Source organism: Collinsella sp. OF02-10, assembly GCF_003463445.1.
Lineage (GTDB): Bacteria > Actinomycetota > Coriobacteriia > Coriobacteriales > Coriobacteriaceae > Collinsella.
In genome coordinates, this window is sequence record NZ_QSCW01000007.1 from 93,505 (window position 1) to 114,113 (window position 20,609).

The window sequence follows — 20,609 nt, forward strand, 5'->3', positions numbered from 1 at the left end:
GCCCGTCCCGTTTTGATTCGACCCGAAAGGTGGTCCCATGGCTTCATCCGCCCCGCGCGGTCTGCGCTCCGACCATGTCCTCACCGTCGGCATCGCCCTGTTCTCGATGCTCTTTGGCGCCGGCAACCTTATTATCCCGCCGCTGCTGGCGCTGCAGGCAGGCTCTGCCACGCCGGTTGCCATGCTTGGCTTTCTCATTGCCGCCATCGGCCTGCCCGTCATGGGCTTTATCGCCGTTGCGCTTGCCGGAACGGCGCGCGAGCTTGCCGGCCGCGTGCACCCCAAGTTTGGCGAGTTCTTTGTTGCGGCGGTGTATCTGGCCATTGGCCCGTGCCTGGCCATTCCGCGCACGAGCTCCACGGCCTTCGAGATGCTGGTGCCGCTGCTGCCCGAGGGCGTCTCGCTCAGCACGGCACGCCTGGTGTTTGCCGTTGGATTCTTTATCATCGCGTTTGCGCTCACGCTGCGCCCCGGCGTCATCACGCGCGTGCTCGGCCGCATTACGGGCCCCGCGCTCATTGCCCTTATCGTATTGGTCGTGGGTGCCGCTGTGGTCTCGCCGCTGGGCTCCGCTGCCGCGCCGCAGGCTCCCTATAATGCTGGCGCTGCCGTACAGGGCTTTTTGACCGGCTATCAGACCATGGACCTGCTCGCGTCGCTCGCCTTTGGCATCATCATCGCCGAGACCATCCACGAGCTGGGTGTTACCGATGACAAGCGCGTTGCCTTCGAGATTTCGCGCTCCGGCGTGATCGCCGGTGTGCTCATGGCCATCATCTACTGCGGCTTGGGCCTTGCCGGCGCGCAGCTCAGCACCGTGATGCCCGATGCCACCAACGGTGCCGCCATCCTCGCCCGTTCCGCCTCTATGCACTTTGGCCTCGCCGGCACGGTCGTGGTCTTTGCGATCTTCTTCCTCGCTTGCATGAACGTGTGCATCGGCCTTATCAGCTGCTGTTCGCGCTATTTCTGCGAGACGTATGTGGTCAAAGGGGGAGCGGAGGCTTCCGAGGAGGCCATGCGTCGTCCCTTTGCTGTTCTCGCCTTTGTGTTCGCGGCGTTTTCGTGCGTGCTTTCCAACGTGGGCCTCGACGTGATTCTTATGTTCTCGGTGCCCATGCTCAACGCCCTGTACCCCGTCGCCATCGTGCTGGTGCTTATGGGTCTGGTGCACGGTTTTTGCGACGCGCATCCGCAGGTGTGGGTCTGGGTCGGCGGCGTTGTCGCAGTGCAGAGCGTGATTACCTCGGTCCGCGATGCGTTCTTTACGGGCGCGTGGCTGCCGTTCGATGCGCTGCCGCTGGCAGACATTGGAGCCGCGTGGGCGCCGGTTGCCGTGGTGGCGTTTGTGATCGGCCTGCTCCACAGCTGGTTTGTCGTACATTCGAGGAGCTAGGGTATCGTCGCTTGCACAGGCGGGGAGTCTCCCCTATAATTTCCTTCGCTTTGGGACACGCAAGGTTTAGACCTTAGCTGCTCAACACCTTCGGGACGTGGCGCAGTTTGGTAGCGCGCCTGCTTTGGGAGCAGGATGTCGCAGGTTCAAATCCTGTCGTCCCGACCATATCTTGCGGGCGTAGTTCAATGGTAGAACCCCAGCCTTCCAAGCTGATGACGCGGGTTCGATTCCCGTCGCCCGCTCCATAAGAATTGTTTTAACGGCTTTGGTTTCCTTTGGGGATCAGAGCTGTTTTCGTTTACGCGCCGGGCGACGGGAATCGAACCCGCCAGGGTGCGGAGCTGAGAAAATGCGTGAGCATTTTCCAGCGCAGCACGCAAGGGCCGAAGGCCCGCAGCGAAGCAAATCCTTGGACTTCCCGTCGCCCGCTCCAAGCTATATAATCGCAGGCCAATATGCTAATTTGGCTCGCGTTTATTTTTATACCGTCCGACCTCGCGGGGCAAATGAACCAGGAGCGTTTGTCCCGAATCGTAAGAAAGAAGTGATTTCCATGGCGCAGAGCAAGGCAGAATACCCCACCTCCGATTGCCTGGCGCCCGCCGCGATCGAGGCGAAGACCGAGGCCGCAGGCGTTACCAAGGCCAACCTGCCGGTCTCGAAGGCCTTTTTGCTCGCCATGTTCGCCGGCGCGTTCATCGCCTTCGGCGGCCTGTTCTTCACGGTCTTTCTGAGCGATCCCACGCTTGGCTGGGGCGCCCAGCGCTTCGTGGGCGGTCTTGCTTTTTGCCTGGGACTGGTGCTCGTGCTCATTTGCGGCGCGGAACTGTTTACCGGCAACTCGCTTATGGTCTGCGCGCTTAAGAGCAAAAAGATCACGCTCGTCCAGATGCTCAAGGCTTGGGCTATTGTGTGGATCGGCAACTTTGCCGGCGCCCTGTTCGTTGTCTTTTTGATTTACATGGCAGCCATTTACAAACTCAACGGCGAGGCCGTCGCCAACACCATGGTGAGTGTCGCCGCCGGTAAGGTTACGATCGGCGCCGTTACCATCTTCTTCCGCGGCATTCTGTGCAACATCTTTGTGTGTCTGGCCGTATGGATCGGCACTGCCGGCAAGACCGTGGTCGACAAGGTCGTGGGCATTTTGCTGCCCATCGCTGCCTTTGTAGCCTGCGGTTTTGAGCACTGCGTTGCCAACATGTACTTTTTGCCCATGGGCATTTTGATGCACTCCTGCGGCCATGGAGCCGATGTCGCTGGCGCCGATGCCCTCAACGCTGCCGGGTTGGCGCTCAACCTTACGGTCGCCACGCTGGGCAATATCGTGGGTGGCGCCCTGATCGTGGCGCTGGGCTACTGGTTTATCTACGCCAATAAGGAGGCCTAAAGCCACCAAGCCATAACCGACCAAAAAGGGACAGGTTTATTTTGGCAGGTTTTAGACGAGGCGCTTCGACGTCTTGTCACGAGCTGCCATAATGGACCTGTCCCTTTTGCGTGCGCGCCGGTATTTATTTGCCCGATGACGATCGCGGGGGACCAGCTTTTTATTGAACATGTCGAAAGGCTTTTCATGAGCGACTGCGAATCCATGTCTGCCGAGGTGCGCGGCCGCCTGCGTTCCATTCCCGCCGTTCACGAGCTGCTTGCCGAGTGGCCGGTCATGAAGGCTGCTGGCGATGCAGGCGACACGATGGTACGCGAGGCGATTGACGCCGAGCTCGATGCCGAGCGCGCGGCGATTCGCTCCGGCGCCCCTGCAAGGAACAAGCGCGAGCTCGCCTTGGCAATTGAGCAGCGGACCCATCGCCTGTCGCTGCCGACCCTGCGCCCTGCCGTCAACGCGACGGGCGTTGTGATTCACACCAATCTGGGCCGCGCTCCGCTCGCTCCCGCGGCGGTGCAGGCGGTGACCGATGTCGCCCGAGGCTACAGCACGCTTGAGTATGACGTCTCAACCTGCGCTCGCGGGGGCCGAAAAGAGCATGCCGCGCGTCTGCTGCGCACGCTCACGGGGGCGCAGGATGCCTTAGTTGTCAACAACAATGCCGCCGCGGTGCTGTTGGTGCTTGCCGCGCATGCCTTCGGCAAAGAGGTCATCGTGAGCCGCGGCGAGCTTGTCGAGGTGGGCGGCAGCTTCCGCATCCCCGACATCATGGCGGCTTCGGGTGCCAAGCTTGTCGAGGTTGGCTCTACCAACCGCACACATCTGGATGATTATCGAAACGCCATCACGCCCAACACGGCGATGATCCTCAAAGTCCATCCTTCCAACTACCGTATCGAGGGCTTCCACGAGGAGGCTTCCGTGGCGGAGCTTTCTGCGCTGGCGCATGAGCATGGGCTGTTGCTGTACGAGGACCAAGGCTCAGGCGCTTTGCTTGCAGACGGGGTGCTCGCCGATGCGGGGGAGAAGCCCACGTCCGCATCCCTTTGCGCCGGCGTTGACGTCGTCTCGTGCTCGGGCGACAAACTGCTCGGTGCTTCGCAGGCGGGCATCATCCTTGGCAACGCCCAGGCAATCGCCGCCTGCGCCTCTCATCCGCTTATGCGCGCGCTTCGCCCCGGTAAGCTCACGCTCGCGGCGCTCGAGGCCACCCTGCGTCTGTATGTGGCCGGTCCCGATACGGCACATCGTGAGATCCCGGTGCTCAACATGCTTTCCGGCGCGCCGGTTCCGCTTGATCGTCAGGCCAAGCGCCTGCACGACCGCATGCTGCGCAAGCTTCGCGACTCTCAGTTCGAGGAGGCGGTGGAGCTGCAGGTTGTCGAGGGCGCCTCTGCCCCGGGCGGCGGGTCGCTGCCGACCGTCGAGCTCCCAACTTTTTGCGTTGCCGTTTGCCCCGTCGATGGGCGCCTGTCCGCCGATGGCCTAAAGCGCGCTATGGTACAGGAGCCCGATACGCCGGTCGTGACGCGCGTGCAGCATGGTCAGGTACTGTTTGACGTTCGCACGCTTTTGCACGATACCGACCTTGATCTGTGCGCGTCCGCGTTGGCCGATGCCGTGCGGGCGAGTTTGCATCGATGACTGCGCGTGAGCTTGTCGAGTGTCCCGTTGTCGTTGGAACAGCAGGACACGTCGACCACGGAAAGTCGGCCCTTATCGAGGCGCTGACCGGCAAAAATCCCGACCGTCTGGAGGTCGAACGCCGCCGAGGCATGACTACGGAGCTCGGCTTTGGCGAGCTCGAGCTTCCCAGCGGCAAGCTTGTCGGCCTGGTCGACGTGCCCGGGCATGCGCACTACCTGCGCGCGATGGTACAGGGTGCCACCGGCGTGGGCGTTGCGTTGCTGGTGGTTTCTGCCGTTGAGGGCGTGATGCCGCAGACGCGAGAGCACGTGTACGTGTTGGAGCTGTTGGGCGTGAGGCACCTCGTGGTGGCGCTCACGATGCGCGATCTGGCCGATGACGAGACGGCGGAGCTCGCCGAGCTCGACGTGATGGACTTCCTCAGCGATACCGTCTTTGCCGATGCGCCCGTGGTGCCTGTTTCCTCGCGCACGGGCGTGGGCATCGAGGACGTTCGCCTTGCCCTCGATGCCGCCATCGACTCTTTCCTGGCCGATGCCGCATCCCGCCCGGTGCGCCCCGGTCTGGCCCCGCGCCTGCCCATCGACCGCTGCTTCACCATCAAGGGATCCGGGACGGTCGTCACGGGCACGCTTCACGATGCCCCCGTAGCGGTGGGCGACGAGCTCGTCTCATGTCCCGCGGGCGTGTGCTGCCGCGTGCGCGCGATTCAGGTGCATGGTGATACTCCTCGGGCGTTGCCCGGACAGCGCGCGGCGCTCAACATCGTGGGCGACGGTGCGGGCGACCTTCCGCGTGGCGAGGTCCTCTGCGGGTCTGGTGCCGAGGGCTCGACGCTCAGGCTCATCGCCCGCTTCACGTATCTGGGGCGCGAGGGCACCAAGCCCGCGCCCTTCGAGTCCGGTACGCGCGTGCATGTGATGGCGGGCACGGCGGAGGTCCTCGGCCGAATCATGCTCATGGAGGGTGAGGGTCCTATTGAGGCTGGCGAGACCCGCATCGTGCAGGTCCGTCTGGAGGAGCGCCTTCCCGTGCGATCGGGCGACGGCCTCATTGTGCTCGCGTTCTCGCCGGTGGTGCTTATCGGCGGCGGTCGTGTTCTTCTTTCGCGGTGTCGCCGCTCGCGCGTCCTCTCCGCGGGCGAGTGCGCGCTGCTCGGGGCTCTGGATGCCGACGACCGCGCCGCCGCCGTTGCCGCATGGTTGGGGCTGCAGCGCCTGCCCGTGCCTGCCGCGGCCGCAGCCCGTGCTCTCGATCTTTCGGGTGCCGAGGCGGCTGCGCTCCTGCACGGGGCGGTTTCCTCGGGTGACGCCGTGGCGCTTCGTGCCGAGCGCTCGACCGAGGAGCTCTATGCCGCCCCCGCTGTGCTCGATGCCGCCCTCGCCACGCTCTCCGTCGCGCTGGCCGCCATGCACGGGGCCGCGCCCAAGCAGACGGGTTTCACGCCGGGCGAGGTCGCGCATGCCGCCTGGCCGACAGCGGGCGAAGACATCGCGTCCGCGCTCGTTCTCGAGGGCTGTGCGCGCGGCGTGTGCACCGTCGACGGTGCCGAGGTGTTCGACCCGCACTCTGCCGCTGCGGCGATACGTGTGGTGCGCGAGGCGAGCCAGCGCATCGTGGCCGTCCTCGACGAGGCGGGTCTCGGTGCGGCGACGCTGACCGAGGTGGGTGAGCGTCTGCAGCTCGATCGCGACACCATGACGCGTGCCCTGCGCGAGCTTTCGCTCAACCGCGCGATCGTTAAGATCGAACGCGACGTTGCCTTGTCTGCCGCCGCCGAGGCCCATGCACGTGAGGTCGTCGCCGCGGCTATCGAGGCCGACGGCGGCGCTGCCACGACGAGCGTGCTGCGCGAGGCCCTAGGCGTGTCACGCAAGCGCGCCATTAGCATCTTGGAGCACCTGGATGCCGTGCGCTTTACCGCACTCGACAAGGATGCCGGCGGCCTAAGATCGCTGCGTTAGGGGCTTTGCATCGCTGCCCTGGTCCTCCTTGCAGTTGCGGGCTGTTCGGTTTGGTAAAATACCGCCACGTTTGGGAACGGATGGGCTCCGGTGGGCCCCGCGGTCCTCAAAACCGTTGTGAGGCGTGCAAAACGTCTTGGATGTGTTCGATTCACATACGTTCCCGCCAACGCATCCTGCCAACCACCACAAAGGTGCCTGTCCTCTTTGTGGTGGTATGGACCATGTGGACGAAACAGCTTCGAAACACGCGATTTGTACGTCGGGTGCTCAAAAACGCTTCTACCTGCATCGTAATCAAAACGAAACATCTGCTCGTCGGTTTATGCGAAACTTTGCTGCAACAGTGCGATATTATCCATACTCGATAAAGCTCGCGGCGCATAGGGTGCCGCGACCAACATTTTTCGTTTCCCATCATTGGAGGAAGCATGAGCTACACGCAGAAAGTTCTCGAAGAGCTCAAGGCCCGCTATCCCGAGCAGCCTGAGTTCATCCAGGCCGCGACCGAGATCCTCGGCACCATTCAGCCGGCGCTCGACGCCCACCCCGAGTACGAGGGGGCCGCCCTGCTGGAGCGCCTCGTCGAGCCCGAGCGCATCGTCATGTTCCGTGTTCCCTGGGTCGACGACCAGGGCAAGGTCCAGGTCAACCGCGGCTATCGTGTCGAGTTCAACTCTGCCATTGGACCCTACAAGGGCGGCCTGCGCTTTAACCCGACGGTCACCCTGGGTATGCTCAAGTTCCTGGGCCTGGAGCAGATCCTCAAGAACAGCCTGACCACCCTTCCCATGGGCGGCGGCAAGGGCGGCTCCGACTTTGACCCCAAGGGCAAGTCCAACAACGAGATCATGCACTTCTGCCAGTCCTTCATGACCGAGCTCTATCGTCACATCGGCCCCAACACCGACGTTCCCGCCGGCGACCTGGGCGTTGGCGGCCGCGAGGTTGCCTACCTGTTCGGTCAGTATAAGCGCCTGACCAACGAGTGGACTGGCGTCCTCACCGGCAAGGGCCTCTCCTTTGGCGGCTCGCTCGCCCGTACCGAGGCCACCGGCTACGGTCTGGTCTACTTTGTGGACGAGTACCTCAAGAGCCGCGGCGACTCCTTCGAGGGCAAGAACGTCGTCGTTCACGGCTCCGGCAACGTCGCCATCTACGCCGTCCAGAAGGTCTCCCAGCTCGGCGGCAAGGTGCTCGCCTGCTCCGATACTCACGGCTGGGTCGAGGATCCCGACGGCATCGACTACACCGTGCTCGAGCATGTCTACAACAAGAAGCGCTCCGGCCACGACAAGGGCGTCACGCTCGCTATGTACGTCGACGAGAAGCCTAATGCCACGTGGCACGTGGGCGACGGCCGCGGCGTGTGGCAGCTTCCCTGCGACATCGCGCTGCCCTGCGCTCGCGAGAACACGCTGCTGCTCGAGGATGCCCAGGCACTCGTCGCCAACGGCTGCAAGGTGGTCGGCGAGGGCGCGAACATGCCCACGACCATCGAGGCCACGACCCACTTCCAGGAGAACGGTGTCGCCTTTATGCCCGGCAAGGCTGCCAACGCCGGCGGCGTGCTCGTGTCCGGCCTGGAGATGAGCCAGAACGCCGAGCACCTGTCCTGGACCTTCGAGGAGGTCGACGGCAAGCTCGAGCAGCTCATGCGCGGCATGTTCCACAACGTGGACGACACCGCCAAGGAGTACGGCGAGGAGGGCAACTTCGTCATGGGCGCCAACATCGCCGGCTTCCTGAAGGTTGCCGACGCCATGCTCGCCCAGGGCGTCTGCTAAATTTTCGCTCGACATAGCATCGCAGAAGGCTCCCAGTCATCTTGGCTGGGAGCCTTTTCTATCCCGGAGGACTCCTCATAACTTGCGGTGGAATACGGATTGTTTTGCGTTCCAGAACGGCTAATCAGTCCGTATATCACCGCAAGTTATGGATGGGTGGGTGGATTTTGTCCTAAATCGGTGTGCGGCCCCTCGTTTGGTACACTTAAAAGTACTGGACAAGTGAAGAGATGGGGGAGAACGTGCTCAAGTTCGGTACCTACGTCCGTGTTGGAAACGCGGCCGAAGCCTATGAGCTCTTGCAGAAGAACCGCAACAACAAGATTGTGGGCGGCGGCATCTGGATGCGCCTGGGTTCGCGTCGCGTGGCGACGGCGATTGACCTTTCGGCCTGCGGACTCGATCAGATCGAGGAGACCGAGACCGAGTTTCGCATCGGTGCCATGTGCACCCTGCGCCAGCTCGAGCGCCATGCCGAGCTCAACGCGCTTGTCAACAATGTCTTCGAGTTCGCCGTTCACGATATCGTGGGCGTGCAGCTGCGCAATACCGCCACGGTGGGCGGCAGCATCTATGGCCGCTTTGGCTTCTCGGACGTTCTCTCCGCCTTCCTCGCGCTCGACTCTTACGTTGAGCTGACGGGTGCCGGCCGTGTGCCGCTCGCCGAGTTCGTGGACATGGGCTATGTGCGCGACGTGATCGAGCACGTCGTGGTCGTCAAGCACGATTACCGCGCGAGCTACGAGGCCGTGCGCAAGGCTGCGACCGACTTCCCCTCGCTCAACGTCACCGTCGCCTGGTGGGACAACACCTGGCACGTCACCGTGGGCGCCCGCCCGCTGCGCGCGACCTTGCTGCAGGGCGAGGCATGTGGCCTCACCAGCGAGCAGCCTTCCGAGGACGAGCTGCGCGCCCTGGCCGTGTCCGTACGCGCGTTGAGCTATGGCACCAACCTGTGGGGCTCGGCCGACTACCGCCGCCGCGTCTCGGCCCCGCTTGCCGTGCAGGCCGTTCGCCGCGCCGCTGGCATCGAGCTTTCGGCCGCGCTTGCCCGCGAGCTCGAGACCGTGCAGATCCCCAAGTTCGCCACGGACGAGTATTCCTGCCGCCGCGTGCCCGGCGTCGATTCTAGCGAGGTGCGCTAATGGCTGCCAAACTCATCGATCTTTCCTTTACGCTCAACGGCCGCAAGGTCAAGGTTCAGATTGCCCCTGACACCATGCTCTTTTCGCTTTTGCGTGAGCAGGGTTGCGCGTCGGTGCGCTGCGCCTGCGAAACCACCAACTGCGGTCTGTGCACGGTGTGGCTCGACGGCGACCCGGTGCTGAGCTGCTCGGTTCCCGCCGCGCGCGTCGAGGGCCATACCATCACCACGCTCGAGGGTCTCAAGGCTGAGTCCGAGGCGCTCGCCCGCGCGATGGCTGCCGAAGGCGCCGAGCAGTGCGGTTTTTGCGCCCCCGGCCTTATCATGAACGTGCTGGCGCTTGCCCGCGCCGCCAAGGAGGACCCGAGCCTCGTCGCCACGCGCGAGGAACTGTCGCGCCAGCTCGCCGGCAACCTGTGCCGCTGCAGCGGCTACGAGAGCCAGCTGCGCGCCATTGTCCGCTTCCTCAACGAGTCCGGCGTGCAGGTGGGCTTTGAGATGCCCGAGCTGCCGGTCAACGACACCAGCTGCGACGGTGTCTCGTACAAGCAGATTACCCATAAGCAGCCTAAGAAGGACTCGAAGGCGCTGCTCGAGGGCCGTCCCGTCTACACGGGCGATATGGTGCCCGCCGGCGCCCTGATCGTCAAACTCAAGCGCAGCCCCTATGCCCGCGCCAAGATCTGCTCCATCGACACGTCTCGCGCCCTGAAGGTGCCGGGCGTCGTGGGCGTCTACACCTATGAGGACGTGCCCAAGCGCCGCTTTACCATCGCCGGTCAGAGCTATCCGCAGCCGAGTCCCTACGACCGCTTGATCCTCGAGAACCTCGTCCGTTACCAAAACGAAGAGGTGGCGATCGTCGCCGCCGAGACCGAGGAGGCCGCAGACAAGGCGCTCAAGCTCATCAAGGTCGACTACGAGGTGCTCGAGCCCCTGCTCGACTTTACCCAGGCGCTCGATAACGACATCGTGGTCCACCCCGAGGGCGACGTGACCTTTATGTTCCCGCAGGGCGGCGACGTCCCGCGCAACTTGGTATGCAGCGGCACGAGCGACTTTGGTGACTTGGATGAGGCCTTCGCCCAGAGCGATATCGTCTTTGAGCGCACCTACACCAGCCAGGCCACGCAGACCGCGCCCATGGAGACCTTCCGCGCCTTCGCGACGACCGACGCGTTTGGGCGCATCTCGGTGACCACCTCTACGCAGGTGCCCTTCCACGTGCGCCGCATGGTCGCTCAGTCGCTCGATATTCCGCAGTCGCAGGTGCAGGTCATTAAGCCGCGCATCGGCGGCGGCTTTGGCTCCAAGCAGACGGGCTGCTGCGAGATCTTCGTGGCATTCGTTACCCAGCAGACCGGCCGTCCGAGCTACTGCTGCTACACCCGTGAGGAGACAATCACCGCGGGCAACTCGCGCCACCAGATGCAGATGACCGTCAAGTTGGGCGCCATGAACGACGGCACCATCACGGCCATCGACCTGCACACGCTGTCCAACGCCGGTGCGTATGGCGAGCACGCCACCACGACGATCGGCCTCTCGGGCCACAAGAGCCTGCCTATCTACAACCATGTGAAGGCGAGCCGCTTTAGCTGGGACGCCGTCTACACCAACACCAACCGCGGCGGCGCGTATCGCGGCTACGGTGCCACCCAGGGCCAGTTTGCCGTGGAGAGCGCCGTCAACGAGCTCGCCGACATGCTGCACATGGACCCCGCCGACCTGCGCCTTAAGAACATCGTGCGCGAGGGCGAGATCATGCCGCAGTACTACAACGAGAAGCTCAACGCCTGCGCGCTCGACCGCTGCCTGCTGCGCGCGATGGACATGATCGGCTGGCGCGACAAGCCGCTGGCCGTCGATCTGGGCGACCGCGTGCGCGCCCTGGGCTGCGCGCTCACCATGCAGGGCTCGGGCATTTCCAACGTGGACATCGCCGGCATCGACATGCGCCTGGAAGAGGACGGCTTCATTACCATCGGCACCGGCGCCACCGATAACGGCATGGGCGTCGACACGATCCTGGCGCAGATTGCCGCCGAGGAGCTGGGCGTGGAGAGCTCGCTGATCGTGGTGCGCGGCGTGGACACCGACGTGTCGCCGTTCGACGCCGGCTCGTACGCGAGCTCCGGTACCTACGTGACGGGCCTTGCCGCCAAGAACGCCGCGACCGAGCTGCGCGAGAAGATTTGCGCCAAGGCCGCTCAGATGTGGGACGTTGACGCCGCCGACGTGGTCTTCGACGGCCAGTACGTGCGCCTGTCCGACGAGCGTGCCGCTCGTGAGCAGAACCGCTACCTCACGCTGCGCGAATTTGCCAACCTATGCGTCAAGAACATCGCGGGCGGCGACGCGCTCACCTCGCATGCTTCTGCCTGCCTGCCCGTTTCGCCTCCGCCGTTTATGGCCGGCATTGCCGAGGTCGAGGTCGACAAGGCCACCGGCAAGGTGACCGTGGTGGACTATGCGGCGGCCGTCGACTGCGGCACCGTGATCAACGAGGCGCTCGCGCGCGTTCAGGCCGAGGGCGGCATTGCCCAGGGCATCGGCCACGCGCTCTACGAGATTGTCGAGCATGACGATCGCGGCCGTCTGCGCACCGGCAACTTTATGAGCTACAAGCTGCCCACGCGCCTGGATATCGGCAGCATTCGCGTGGCCTTTGAGCCGAGCTACGAGCCGACGGGCCCGTTTGGCGCCAAGTCGATCGGCGAGGTCGTCATCAACACGCCGCTCGCCGCCGTTGCCTCGGCCGTGGCACACGCCACCGGCCACCAGGTGCGCTCGCTGCCCATCACACCGGAGAAGGCTCTGCTGGGGGAGTAGCGGGTCAGCGAACAAGTCGTAGTTGGCGGGACGGGACAACTCGCCCCGCCTTTTGCACTCGTGGTGAGGTCGTGAGCCTGTAAAAGGTGTGCGTGCGCTTGCCGCTCGTATCTGCTATCATTCCTAATCTGTGCGCTCATGCGGGCGTGGCGGAATTGGTAGACGCGCCAGATTTAGGTTCTGGTGGGATTCCCGTGAAGGTTCGAGTCCTTTCGCCCGCACCAACGCATCTGCGTCGGCTTCGGCCGTCGCGACTCTTTGTTGCATAAAGGTACCAGCACCTCAGATAAGCTGGGCAGTATGAGGAGGAACGTGTTGAACATCACCGCTTCTGACGTCAAGGACGCCAAGCTCACCGCTACGGTCACCATCCCGGCCGCCGACGTCGACGCCGCGATCAAGAAGGCCTACAAGGACACCGCCAAGAAGTACCGCTTCCCGGGCTTCCGCGCCGGCAAGGCTCCCCGTCCGGTCATCGATTCCGCTCTTGGCGCCGAGGCTACCCTCGCTCAGGCCACTAACGACCTGATCGCCGCCAACGAGCCCGCCGTCCTCAACGAGCTGGACATCGTCCCCACCAAGAACGGTGACTACAAGGAGCTCGACCTCGCCAAGGATCACGAGGACTACACCTACACCGTCGAGTTCTCCCTGCGTCCTGCTGCCGAGCTCTCTTCCTTCGACGCCGTCGAGATCGAGATGCCCCCTGCGGAGGTCACCGAGTCCGAGATCAACAACCAGGTCGAGATGCTCCTCAACTACCGTGCCACCTTCGAGGACGTCGAGGGTCGCGCCGTCGAGGCTGACGACTATGTGACCGTCGACCTCAAGGCCGTCGAGAACGCCGACAACTTTGCCGCCGAGGGTCGCATGCTCATCGCCGGTAGCGACAGCAACCCCAAGGAGTTCAACGAGGCCCTGATCGGCGCTAACGTTGACGACGTCAAGACCGTCACCTGGACCGACGAGGTCGAGGAGGGCGAGGAGGCCGAGACCCACACCGTCGAGGTCACCGTCAAGGGCATCAAGGTCCGCAACACCCCCGAGCTCACCGACGAGCTTGTCAAGTCCGACTTCGGCTTCGACAGCATCGACGCCATGCGCGACGCCATCAAGATCGAGATCGAGCAGGACAAGGCTTCCCGCCTCCCTGCCGAGAAGGAGAACCGTTGCGTCTCCGCTCTCGCTGAGCGCCTGCAGCTCGACGAGATGGATGCCGACTACGAGCAGTCCGTCTTTGAGGAGCTTGGCCAGAACTTCCTGTCCAACCTCGCTGCCCGCGGCATGACGCTCGACACCTGGCTGCCCGCTTCCGGTCTGACCATGGAGCAGTTCATCGGCGACCTGCATAAGCAGGCCAACGACGTTGCCCGTGAGTCCCTGGCCCTCGACGCCCTCGCCCGTGAGCTCAAGATTGAGGTCACCGAGGACGACATCAACGCCGAGTTCGAGAAGGCCGGCGTCAAGGACGTCGAGGCTTCCAAGGCCGAGTTCATCGCCGATGGCCGCATGCCTGCCGTCCGCGAGTCCATCCGTCGCTCCAAGGCCGTCGACCACCTGGTCGAGAACGCCAAGGTGACCGAGGTCGACGAGACCGCCAAGGACGCCGAGTAATTCTCGCCACCTTGCCCACGAGCGCTTGCGTGCGCCCATGATGGGGTAAAGTTATAAGCCGGTTATCCGGTTGCTTCGTACGGTGCCAGCCAATGCATAGCATGCGGGCACCGTACGTTTATCTAGAACCAATTTGGTCCGCAAGAGAGAAATGGAGATGCGTATGATCGCTAAGTTCGATTCCGCCCTCGTGCCATACGTTATCGAGCAGACGCCGCGCGGCGAGCGCAGCTACGATATCTATTCACGCCTGCTCAACGACCGCATCATCTTCTTGGGCGAGGAGATCAACTCCGTCAGCGCCAACCTGGTCGTTGCCCAGCTGCTGCATCTTGAGAGCCAGGATGCCGAGAAGGATATCTCGCTCTATATCAATTCGCCCGGTGGCGAGGTCTACTCCGGCCTGGCGATTCTGGACACCATGAACTTTATCAAGCCGCAGGTCTCCACCATTTGCGTCGGTATGGCCGCGTCTATGGCCGCCGTGCTGCTTTCGGCCGGCGCCAAGGGCAAGCGCTTCTGCCTGCCGCACTCCAAGGTCATGATTCACCAGCCCAGCGGCGGTGCCCAGGGTCAGCAGACCGAGATTGAGATCGTGGCCGAGGAGATCAAGAAGACCCGCCGCGAGCTCAACCAGATTCTGTCCGATGCCTCGGGCCAGCCGATCGAGAAGGTCCAGGCCGATACCGAGCGCGACAACTACCTGACCGCTGCCGAGGCCCTCGACTACGGCCTGATCGACCGTATCGTCACCTCGCGCGACCTCGCCGCGAAGGATGCCTAGGATGGCCGGTAACATGCAGGACGGCTTCGACGAGAACGGCAACCCCATCCGCTGTTCCTTCTGCGGAAAAGAGCAGGGTCAGGTTCGCCGCCTTGTTAAGGGCCCGACCAACATCTTTATCTGTGACGAGTGCGTCGCCGCCTGCTCCGAAATCCTTGAGGAGTCGCTGGCTTCGGACTTTATGGACGCCGCCCGCAACGGCAAGCTGCCGGGTTTCCTCAACGATCACGGCCAGGCTGCGTCCCAGCCTGCCGTTGACCCCGAGGCCGAGGGCTTTGAGCTCGAGGACGACCGTCAGGTCATCACGCACGTGCCGACGCCGCACGAGATCTATGACGAGCTTTCGGCCTATGTTATGGGCCAGGAGGACGCCAAGCGCGCCATGTCGGTGGCCGTGTACAACCACTACCGTCGCGTGATCGAGGGCGGCGCTGCGCTTTCGGCCTTTGATGACGGCCTGGACTCGCAGCTCGACGACGATATGGACGAGGTAGAGCTCGCCAAGTCCAACATCCTGCTGCTCGGCCCCACCGGTACCGGTAAGACCCTGCTCGCCCAGACGCTCGCGCGCATCCTCGAGGTGCCGTTTGCTATCGCCGACGCCACCGCGCTCACCGAGGCTGGTTACGTGGGCGAGGACGTGGAGAACATCCTGCTCAAGCTCATCAACGCCGCTGATGGCGACATTGAGCGTGCACAGGTCGGTATTATCTATGTGGACGAGATCGACAAGATCGCCCGCAAGGCAGAGAACCTCTCCATCACCCGCGATGTCTCGGGCGAGGGCGTTCAGCAGGCACTGCTGAAGATTCTTGAGGGCACGGTGGCAAGCGTTCCGCCCACCGGCGGCCGCAAGCATCCCCAGCAGGAGCTGCTGCAGATCGACACGACCAACATCCTGTTCATCTGCGGCGGTGCCTTTGTAGGCCTGGATAAGATCATCGCCGACCGTGTTGGCAACAAGGGCGTGGGCTTTAACTCAGAGATCGCTGGCCCCACCTCGGTCGACGAGAACGACCTGCTGCGCCAGGTGCTCCCGCAGGATCTCAACGCCTTTGGTATGATCCCCGAGTTTGTGGGACGTACGCCCGTCGTCACCCAGACGCAGGCGCTCGACGAGGACGACCTGGTGTCGATCCTGACCGAGCCCAAGAACGCCGTGGTGCGTCAGTACCGCAAGATGTTCCAGCTCGAGGACGTTGAGCTTGAGTTTGAGGTCGCCGCCCTGCACGAGATCGCCCACATGGCGCTCGCCCGCAAGACCGGCGCCCGCGGCCTGCGCTCCATCTGCGAGGACGTGCTGCAGCAGACGATGTTCGACCTTCCCAGCGAGGAGGGCGTCACCAAGATCATCGTAACCGAAGCCTCCGTAAAGGGTGAAGAGCAGCCCCAACGTATCTACGGCTAGACCTGCCTAAAACGTGTTTGCAAATAGCCTCCGGCCACCCGCGGTCGGAGGCTATTTTATATATACGCAATAACCCCAACTACCTGTGTTATTCTGTGTGTTTGTTTAAGCCTCAGCGAAGTCATTCAGACTGAAGTAATCGATACCTAAGGGGAGGAATGTAGGCCCGATTTTCGTAGATTCCGCACGAGCCGAAGACCACTTAATGTGGTCTTCGAGCGAGCCCAGGACTTGACCGAGCGAAAATCGGGCCTACATTCCTCCCCGGCGGGACAGGGAGAGATATATGGAAGAAATGCCCAAGAACTACGATCCGTCGACCAACGAGCCGGCGATCCTGCAGAAGTGGCTTGACGGCGGCTACTACAAGCGCCGTGAGGGCGTGGGCGACTGCACCGTCACCATTCCGCCTCCCAACGTGACCGGCAAGCTCCACATGGGCCATGCCACCGACGACTCCATCCAGGACGCCATCATCCGTATGGCCCGCATGCGCGGCAAGTCCACGCGCTGGGTGTTGGGCACCGATCACGCCGGTATCGCCACGCAGACCAAGGTCGACAAGAAGCTCAAGAGCGAGGGCATCAGCCGCCTGGAGATCGGTCGCGACAAGTTTGTCGACGCCTGCTGGGATTGGACCCACGAGTACGGCGGCATCATCGTCGAGCAGATCAAGCGCATGGGCTGCTCCGTCGACTTCGATAACGAGCGCTTCACCATGGACGAGGATTACGCCCAGGCCGTGCGTAAGGTCTTTTGCGACTGGTACCACGACGGCCTGATCTATCGTGGCAAGCGCATCGTCAACTGGTGCCCCAACTGCACCACCGCTATCTCGGACGACGAGGCCGAGTACAAGGACGAGAAGGGCCACCTGTGGCACCTGCGCTACCCGCTGACCGAGCCGGTCAACGGCCAGGACTACATCGTCGTCGCCACCACGCGCCCCGAGACCATGCTCGGCGACACGGGCGTCGCCGTCTCCCCGAAGGACCCCGAGAAGGCCGCCTTTGTGGGTAAGACCGTCAAGCTCCCCATCGTCGACCGCGAGATTCCCATCTTTGAGGATTGGCACGTCGACGCCAACTTCGGTTCCGGTTTTGTCAAGGTCACCCCGGCCCACGACCCCAACGACTACGCCATGGGTCAGGCCCACGACCTGCCGCAGATCAACATCTTCGACGAGCACGCGGTGGTCGTCGAGGGCTACGGCGAGTTCACCGGCATGAACCGCGACGAGTGCCGCGAGGCCGTCATCAAGTGGTTCGAGGAGCACGGTCTGCTCGATCACGTCGAAGAGCTCGATCACTCCGTCATGCACTGCTACCGTTGCGACTCCGCCCTGGAGCCGTGGCTGTCCGAGCAGTGGTTCGTCGCCGTCGACAAGCTCAAGGGGCCGGCACTCGACGCCGTTAACTCCGGCAAGGTCACCTTCCACCCCGCGCGCTGGACGCAGACCTACACCACCTGGATGGAGAACCTCAAGGACTGGTGCATCAGCCGCCAGCTGTGGTGGGGCCACCGCATCCCCGTGTTCTACTGCGAGGACTGCGGCTGGGAGGACGCCCTTACCGAGGACACCGACGTGTGCCCCAAGTGCGGCGGTCATCACGTGCATCAGGACGAGAACGTGCTGGACACCTGGTTCAGCTCGCAGCTGTGGACCTTCGCTACGCAGGGCTGGCCGCAAAAGCCGGAGCTGCTCGAGGGCCATCATCCCACGACGGCGCTTGTTACCGCGCGCGACATCATCGCGCTGTGGGTCGCCCGCATGGTCATGAGCTCGCTGTACTTCCTGGATGAGGTGCCGTTTAAGGACGTCGTCATCTACCCGACGATCCTTGCCAAGGACGGCAGCCGCATGTCCAAGTCCAAGGGCAACGGCGTTGACCCCATGGACCTCATTGGCATGTACGGTGCCGATGCCATGCGTTACAACCTGCTCACACTGTGCACCAACAACCAGGACGTCAAGTTCGACGCGAACATCGATAAGAAGACCAAGAAGCTCATCGACAGCCCGCGCACCGACCAGGCCAAGTCGTTTGTGACCAAGATCTGGAACGCCAGCCGCTTCCTGCTTATGAACATGGAGGGCTACACGCCCGGCGAGCCCGTCGTGGAGACGCCGGCCGACGCCTGGATGTTCAGCCGCTTGGCCAAGGCCGTGAAGATGGTCACCGAGGGCATCGAGAACTACACCTTTGGCGACATGGCCCGCGGCGTGCAGCAGTTCTTCTGGAACGAGGTCTGCGACTGGTACGTCGAGGTCACCAAGTCCCGCCTGAAGGGCGAGGGCCGTTTGCAAGCTCAGCGCAATCTGATCTTTGTGCTCGACACCTCCATTCGTCTGATGCACCCGCTTATGCCGTTTGTCACCGAGGAGATTTGGGACAACATGCCGGCGAGCGTGCTCGATCTGGATGCCGAGGGCAACGTGGACCGCGCCGAGGCGCTCATGATCGCCAAGTGGCCGGAGCCCGCCGACTACGCCAAGTACGTCGACGAGCCCGCGGAGCGCGCGTTTGAACTGTGCCGCACCGTCGTTTCCGCTGCCCGCGCCACGCGTTCGCGCTACCGCTTGAGCCCCAAGGCCGAGCTCGACGTGGTCGTGCGCGCCAGTGGCGAGGACATCGAGAAGCTCGAGAGCCTGCGCTCCACGATTGAGCCGCTGGCCAACACGTCTTCGCTGGTTATGGGCACCGACGTTGAGAAGCCGGCTGCGAGCATCGCCGTGGTCGACAGCGGCGTCGAGGTCTTTGTGGTGCTCGAGGGCAAGGTTGATCTTTCGGCCGAGAAGGCGCGCCTGGAGAAGGAGATCGCCGCTGCGCAGAAGGAGCTCGCCGGCTGCGAGAAGACGCTCGCCAACGAGGGCTTTGTGGCTAAGGCCGCGCCTGCGGTGGTCCAGAAGAAGAGGGACCGTGCAGCTGAGCTCAAGGAGATCCTTGCGGCGCTGACCTCGCAGGTTGCTGACTTCTCGTAGGCGTTACTGGGGGACGCGGTTTGGGGCATTGCTCGCTACTGCGGACACCTATTCCGCCGTTCTAACGAACGGCGGCTGGCTCGACGCTGCAAACGCCTCTGATGGCCAATCTGCCGTTCAACTTCGGGCGCATGGGCATAAGCCCTATGCGCCCTTGTTTCACGGCACCTTGGCTCATCAGAGGCGTTTTCGCTGACTATCCTCAACCTATATTGTTTTATTTTTCTATGAATGGCGGTTCTGAAAATGCCTAAGCGTTCTGGCTTGTATACCGTTCCTTTTGAGTTTGATTTGCTTTCGTTTGGTGAAGCTGTGGGGCTGGCTGCTGATACGGGGCGGATTTCTGGGGATGCTGGGCCTCTGCTTGAGACGGTTGTCGATATGCTCGATGAGCTGGGACGTCCGGATGAGTATTTCGATTGCATTCAGGTTGCCGGTACCAATGGCAAGACTTCGACTACGCGTTTTTCGGCTGCCATTCTTCGTGGTGAGGGGCTCAAGACCGCGCTGTATACGTCGCCACAGCTGGTACGCTATCCCGAGCGCATGGAAGTCGATGGATGCGTCGTGAGCGATGAGGCATTCGCCCGTGGCGTTTCGGCCGCTGTTGAGGCGGGGCATCGAGTGAATGCCCGTCGTGTGGCGGCGGGGGAGCGCGCCTATACCATCACGCCGTTTGACCTTTTGACGGCTGCCGCACTTGTCGTGTTTGCCGAGGCCGCGGTGGATGTTGCCGTGCTCGAGGTCGGCATGGGCGGACGCTGGGACGCCACGAGTGCGACCGATCCCGTCGCCGTTGCCATTACGGGCATTGGGCTCGATCACACACGCATTTTGGGCGATACGCTCGAGGCCATTGCGGGGGAGAAGGCTGCGGTTATTAAGCCTGGGCGATTGGTTGTTTTGGGCGATGGCACGCATGAGCCGAGCGTTCAGCGCGTAATGGATACGCGCTGCCGCGAGTGCGGTGTGGTGCCGCTGGTTGTGAGCCATTCCACGACCAAGGTACCGGCGCATGTAGGCGATACCGTGGAGTTTAGCTGTACTACGCCGTGTGCCATCTATACGTCGAGTATGGTTAAGCCGGCGTATCAGCCGCAGAATGCTGCGTGCGCGATTATGCTGTGCGAGGGCTATCTTGGCCGCGAGCTCGACCACGATGCGCTCGACGCTTCGCTTATGGGCTGCCCCACGCCGGGTCGCTTTGATGTGCTGGGAACCGATCCGCTCAAGCTGATCGACGCCTGCCATAACCCTCAGAGCTGCGAGAACTTTGTGAGCGCGCTGGACGAGATCGATCCGTGCGTGGAGAATCGCCCCACGCTGCTGTGCGCTGCGCTGGCCGACAAGGACGTGGCAGGCATCGTTGACGTACTGATCCCGGCCTTCCCGCGCGTGGTTGTGACCCAGACCGATTCCGACCGCGCCCTGCCGGCAGAGGAGCTTGCCGCACTTGTGGACGCCGACAAGCTCGCGGGCGTGTATCCGAGCGTGTCCGAGGCCCTCGCTGCCTTCGATGCCGCGGGCGAGCCCTTCGTAGCCGCCGGCACCATCACCCTAGCCGGCGAAGTAGCCGGCCTGCTGCGTTAACCCATCCCCTCATCAGTTGCGGTGAAATACGGACTGTTTTACAAGCCAGAAGCCTCAAACGGTCCGT

General features: G+C 63.0%; 12 protein-coding genes, 4 tRNA genes and 1 pseudogene. All 17 read left to right on the top strand.

The genetic code is table 11. From position 1 onward, the window contains the following. Positions 1-37 precede the first annotated feature (37 nt). The 17 genes and pseudogenes from brnQ to DXA43_RS05180 all read left to right on the top strand — a co-directional run bounded on the left by brnQ (position 38) and on the right by DXA43_RS05180 (position 20,542). Positions 38-1,396, top strand: coding sequence for a branched-chain amino acid transport system II carrier protein (gene brnQ / locus DXA43_RS05110; RefSeq protein WP_117757039.1), 1,359 nt, complete (start codon positions 38-40; stop codon positions 1,394-1,396). 91 nt (positions 1,397-1,487) lie between these two features. Next, positions 1,488-1,564 (top strand) — tRNA-Pro (locus tag DXA43_RS05115). 6 nt (positions 1,565-1,570) lie between these two features. Further along, positions 1,571-1,644: transfer RNA gene (locus DXA43_RS05120), tRNA-Gly, on the top strand. Between the two features lie 308 nt (positions 1,645-1,952). After that, on the top strand, positions 1,953-2,789 hold the full coding sequence (locus tag DXA43_RS05125) for a formate/nitrite transporter family protein (RefSeq protein WP_117806453.1): 837 nt from the start codon (positions 1,953-1,955) through the stop codon (positions 2,787-2,789). Between the two features lie 186 nt (positions 2,790-2,975). Further along, positions 2,976-4,433, top strand: coding sequence for an L-seryl-tRNA(Sec) selenium transferase (gene selA, locus DXA43_RS05130; protein ID WP_158564941.1), 1,458 nt, complete (start codon positions 2,976-2,978; stop codon positions 4,431-4,433). After that, entirely contained in the window at positions 4,430-6,400 is a 1,971-nt protein-coding gene (gene selB, locus DXA43_RS05135) for a selenocysteine-specific translation elongation factor (protein WP_117806455.1), read from the top strand. The genes selA and selB overlap by 4 nt, the downstream gene beginning before the upstream one ends. Before the next feature lie 72 nt (positions 6,401-6,472). After that, positions 6,473-6,569, top strand: a tRNA-Sec gene (locus DXA43_RS10265). A gap of 262 nt (positions 6,570-6,831) precedes the next feature. Next, positions 6,832-8,187 carry an NADP-specific glutamate dehydrogenase gene (gdhA, locus tag DXA43_RS05140; RefSeq protein WP_117806456.1) on the top strand — a complete coding sequence of 452 codons (1,356 nt, stop codon included), beginning with the start codon at positions 6,832-6,834 and terminating at the stop codon, positions 8,185-8,187. A gap of 242 nt (positions 8,188-8,429) precedes the next feature. Then, positions 8,430-9,332 carry a xanthine dehydrogenase family protein subunit M gene (locus tag DXA43_RS05145; protein ID WP_199408974.1) on the top strand — a complete coding sequence of 301 codons (903 nt, stop codon included), beginning with the start codon at positions 8,430-8,432 and terminating at the stop codon, positions 9,330-9,332. A gap of 74 nt (positions 9,333-9,406) precedes the next feature. Continuing rightward, positions 9,407-9,775 (top strand): annotated as a pseudogene (locus DXA43_RS10590) ((2Fe-2S)-binding protein); the annotation flags it as partial. Between the two features lie 177 nt (positions 9,776-9,952). Next, on the top strand, positions 9,953-12,163 hold the full coding sequence (locus tag DXA43_RS05150) for a xanthine dehydrogenase family protein molybdopterin-binding subunit (RefSeq protein WP_370448005.1): 2,211 nt from the start codon (positions 9,953-9,955) through the stop codon (positions 12,161-12,163). Positions 12,164-12,303: 140 nt separating this feature from the next. Continuing rightward, positions 12,304-12,387: transfer RNA gene (locus DXA43_RS05155), tRNA-Leu, on the top strand. A gap of 88 nt (positions 12,388-12,475) precedes the next feature. Then, positions 12,476-13,777 carry a trigger factor gene (gene tig, locus DXA43_RS05160; protein ID WP_233505673.1) on the top strand — a complete coding sequence of 434 codons (1,302 nt, stop codon included), beginning with the start codon at positions 12,476-12,478 and terminating at the stop codon, positions 13,775-13,777. Between the two features lie 163 nt (positions 13,778-13,940). Beyond that, positions 13,941-14,561 carry an ATP-dependent Clp protease proteolytic subunit gene (locus tag DXA43_RS05165; RefSeq protein ID WP_022095182.1) on the top strand — a complete coding sequence of 207 codons (621 nt, stop codon included), beginning with the start codon at positions 13,941-13,943 and terminating at the stop codon, positions 14,559-14,561. A 1-nt stretch (position 14,562) separates the two neighbouring features. Next, entirely contained in the window at positions 14,563-15,969 is a 1,407-nt protein-coding gene (gene clpX / locus DXA43_RS05170; protein WP_117806458.1) for an ATP-dependent Clp protease ATP-binding subunit ClpX, read from the top strand. A 286-nt stretch (positions 15,970-16,255) separates the two neighbouring features. Next, the gene (locus DXA43_RS05175) at positions 16,256-18,952 is read left to right on the top strand and encodes a valine--tRNA ligase (RefSeq protein ID WP_117806459.1); all 2,697 of its coding nucleotides are present in this window, start codon (positions 16,256-16,258) and stop codon (positions 18,950-18,952) included. A 246-nt stretch (positions 18,953-19,198) separates the two neighbouring features. Further along, the gene (locus DXA43_RS05180; protein ID WP_117806460.1) at positions 19,199-20,542 is read left to right on the top strand and encodes a folylpolyglutamate synthase/dihydrofolate synthase family protein; all 1,344 of its coding nucleotides are present in this window, start codon (positions 19,199-19,201) and stop codon (positions 20,540-20,542) included. Positions 20,543-20,609 lie beyond the last annotated feature (67 nt).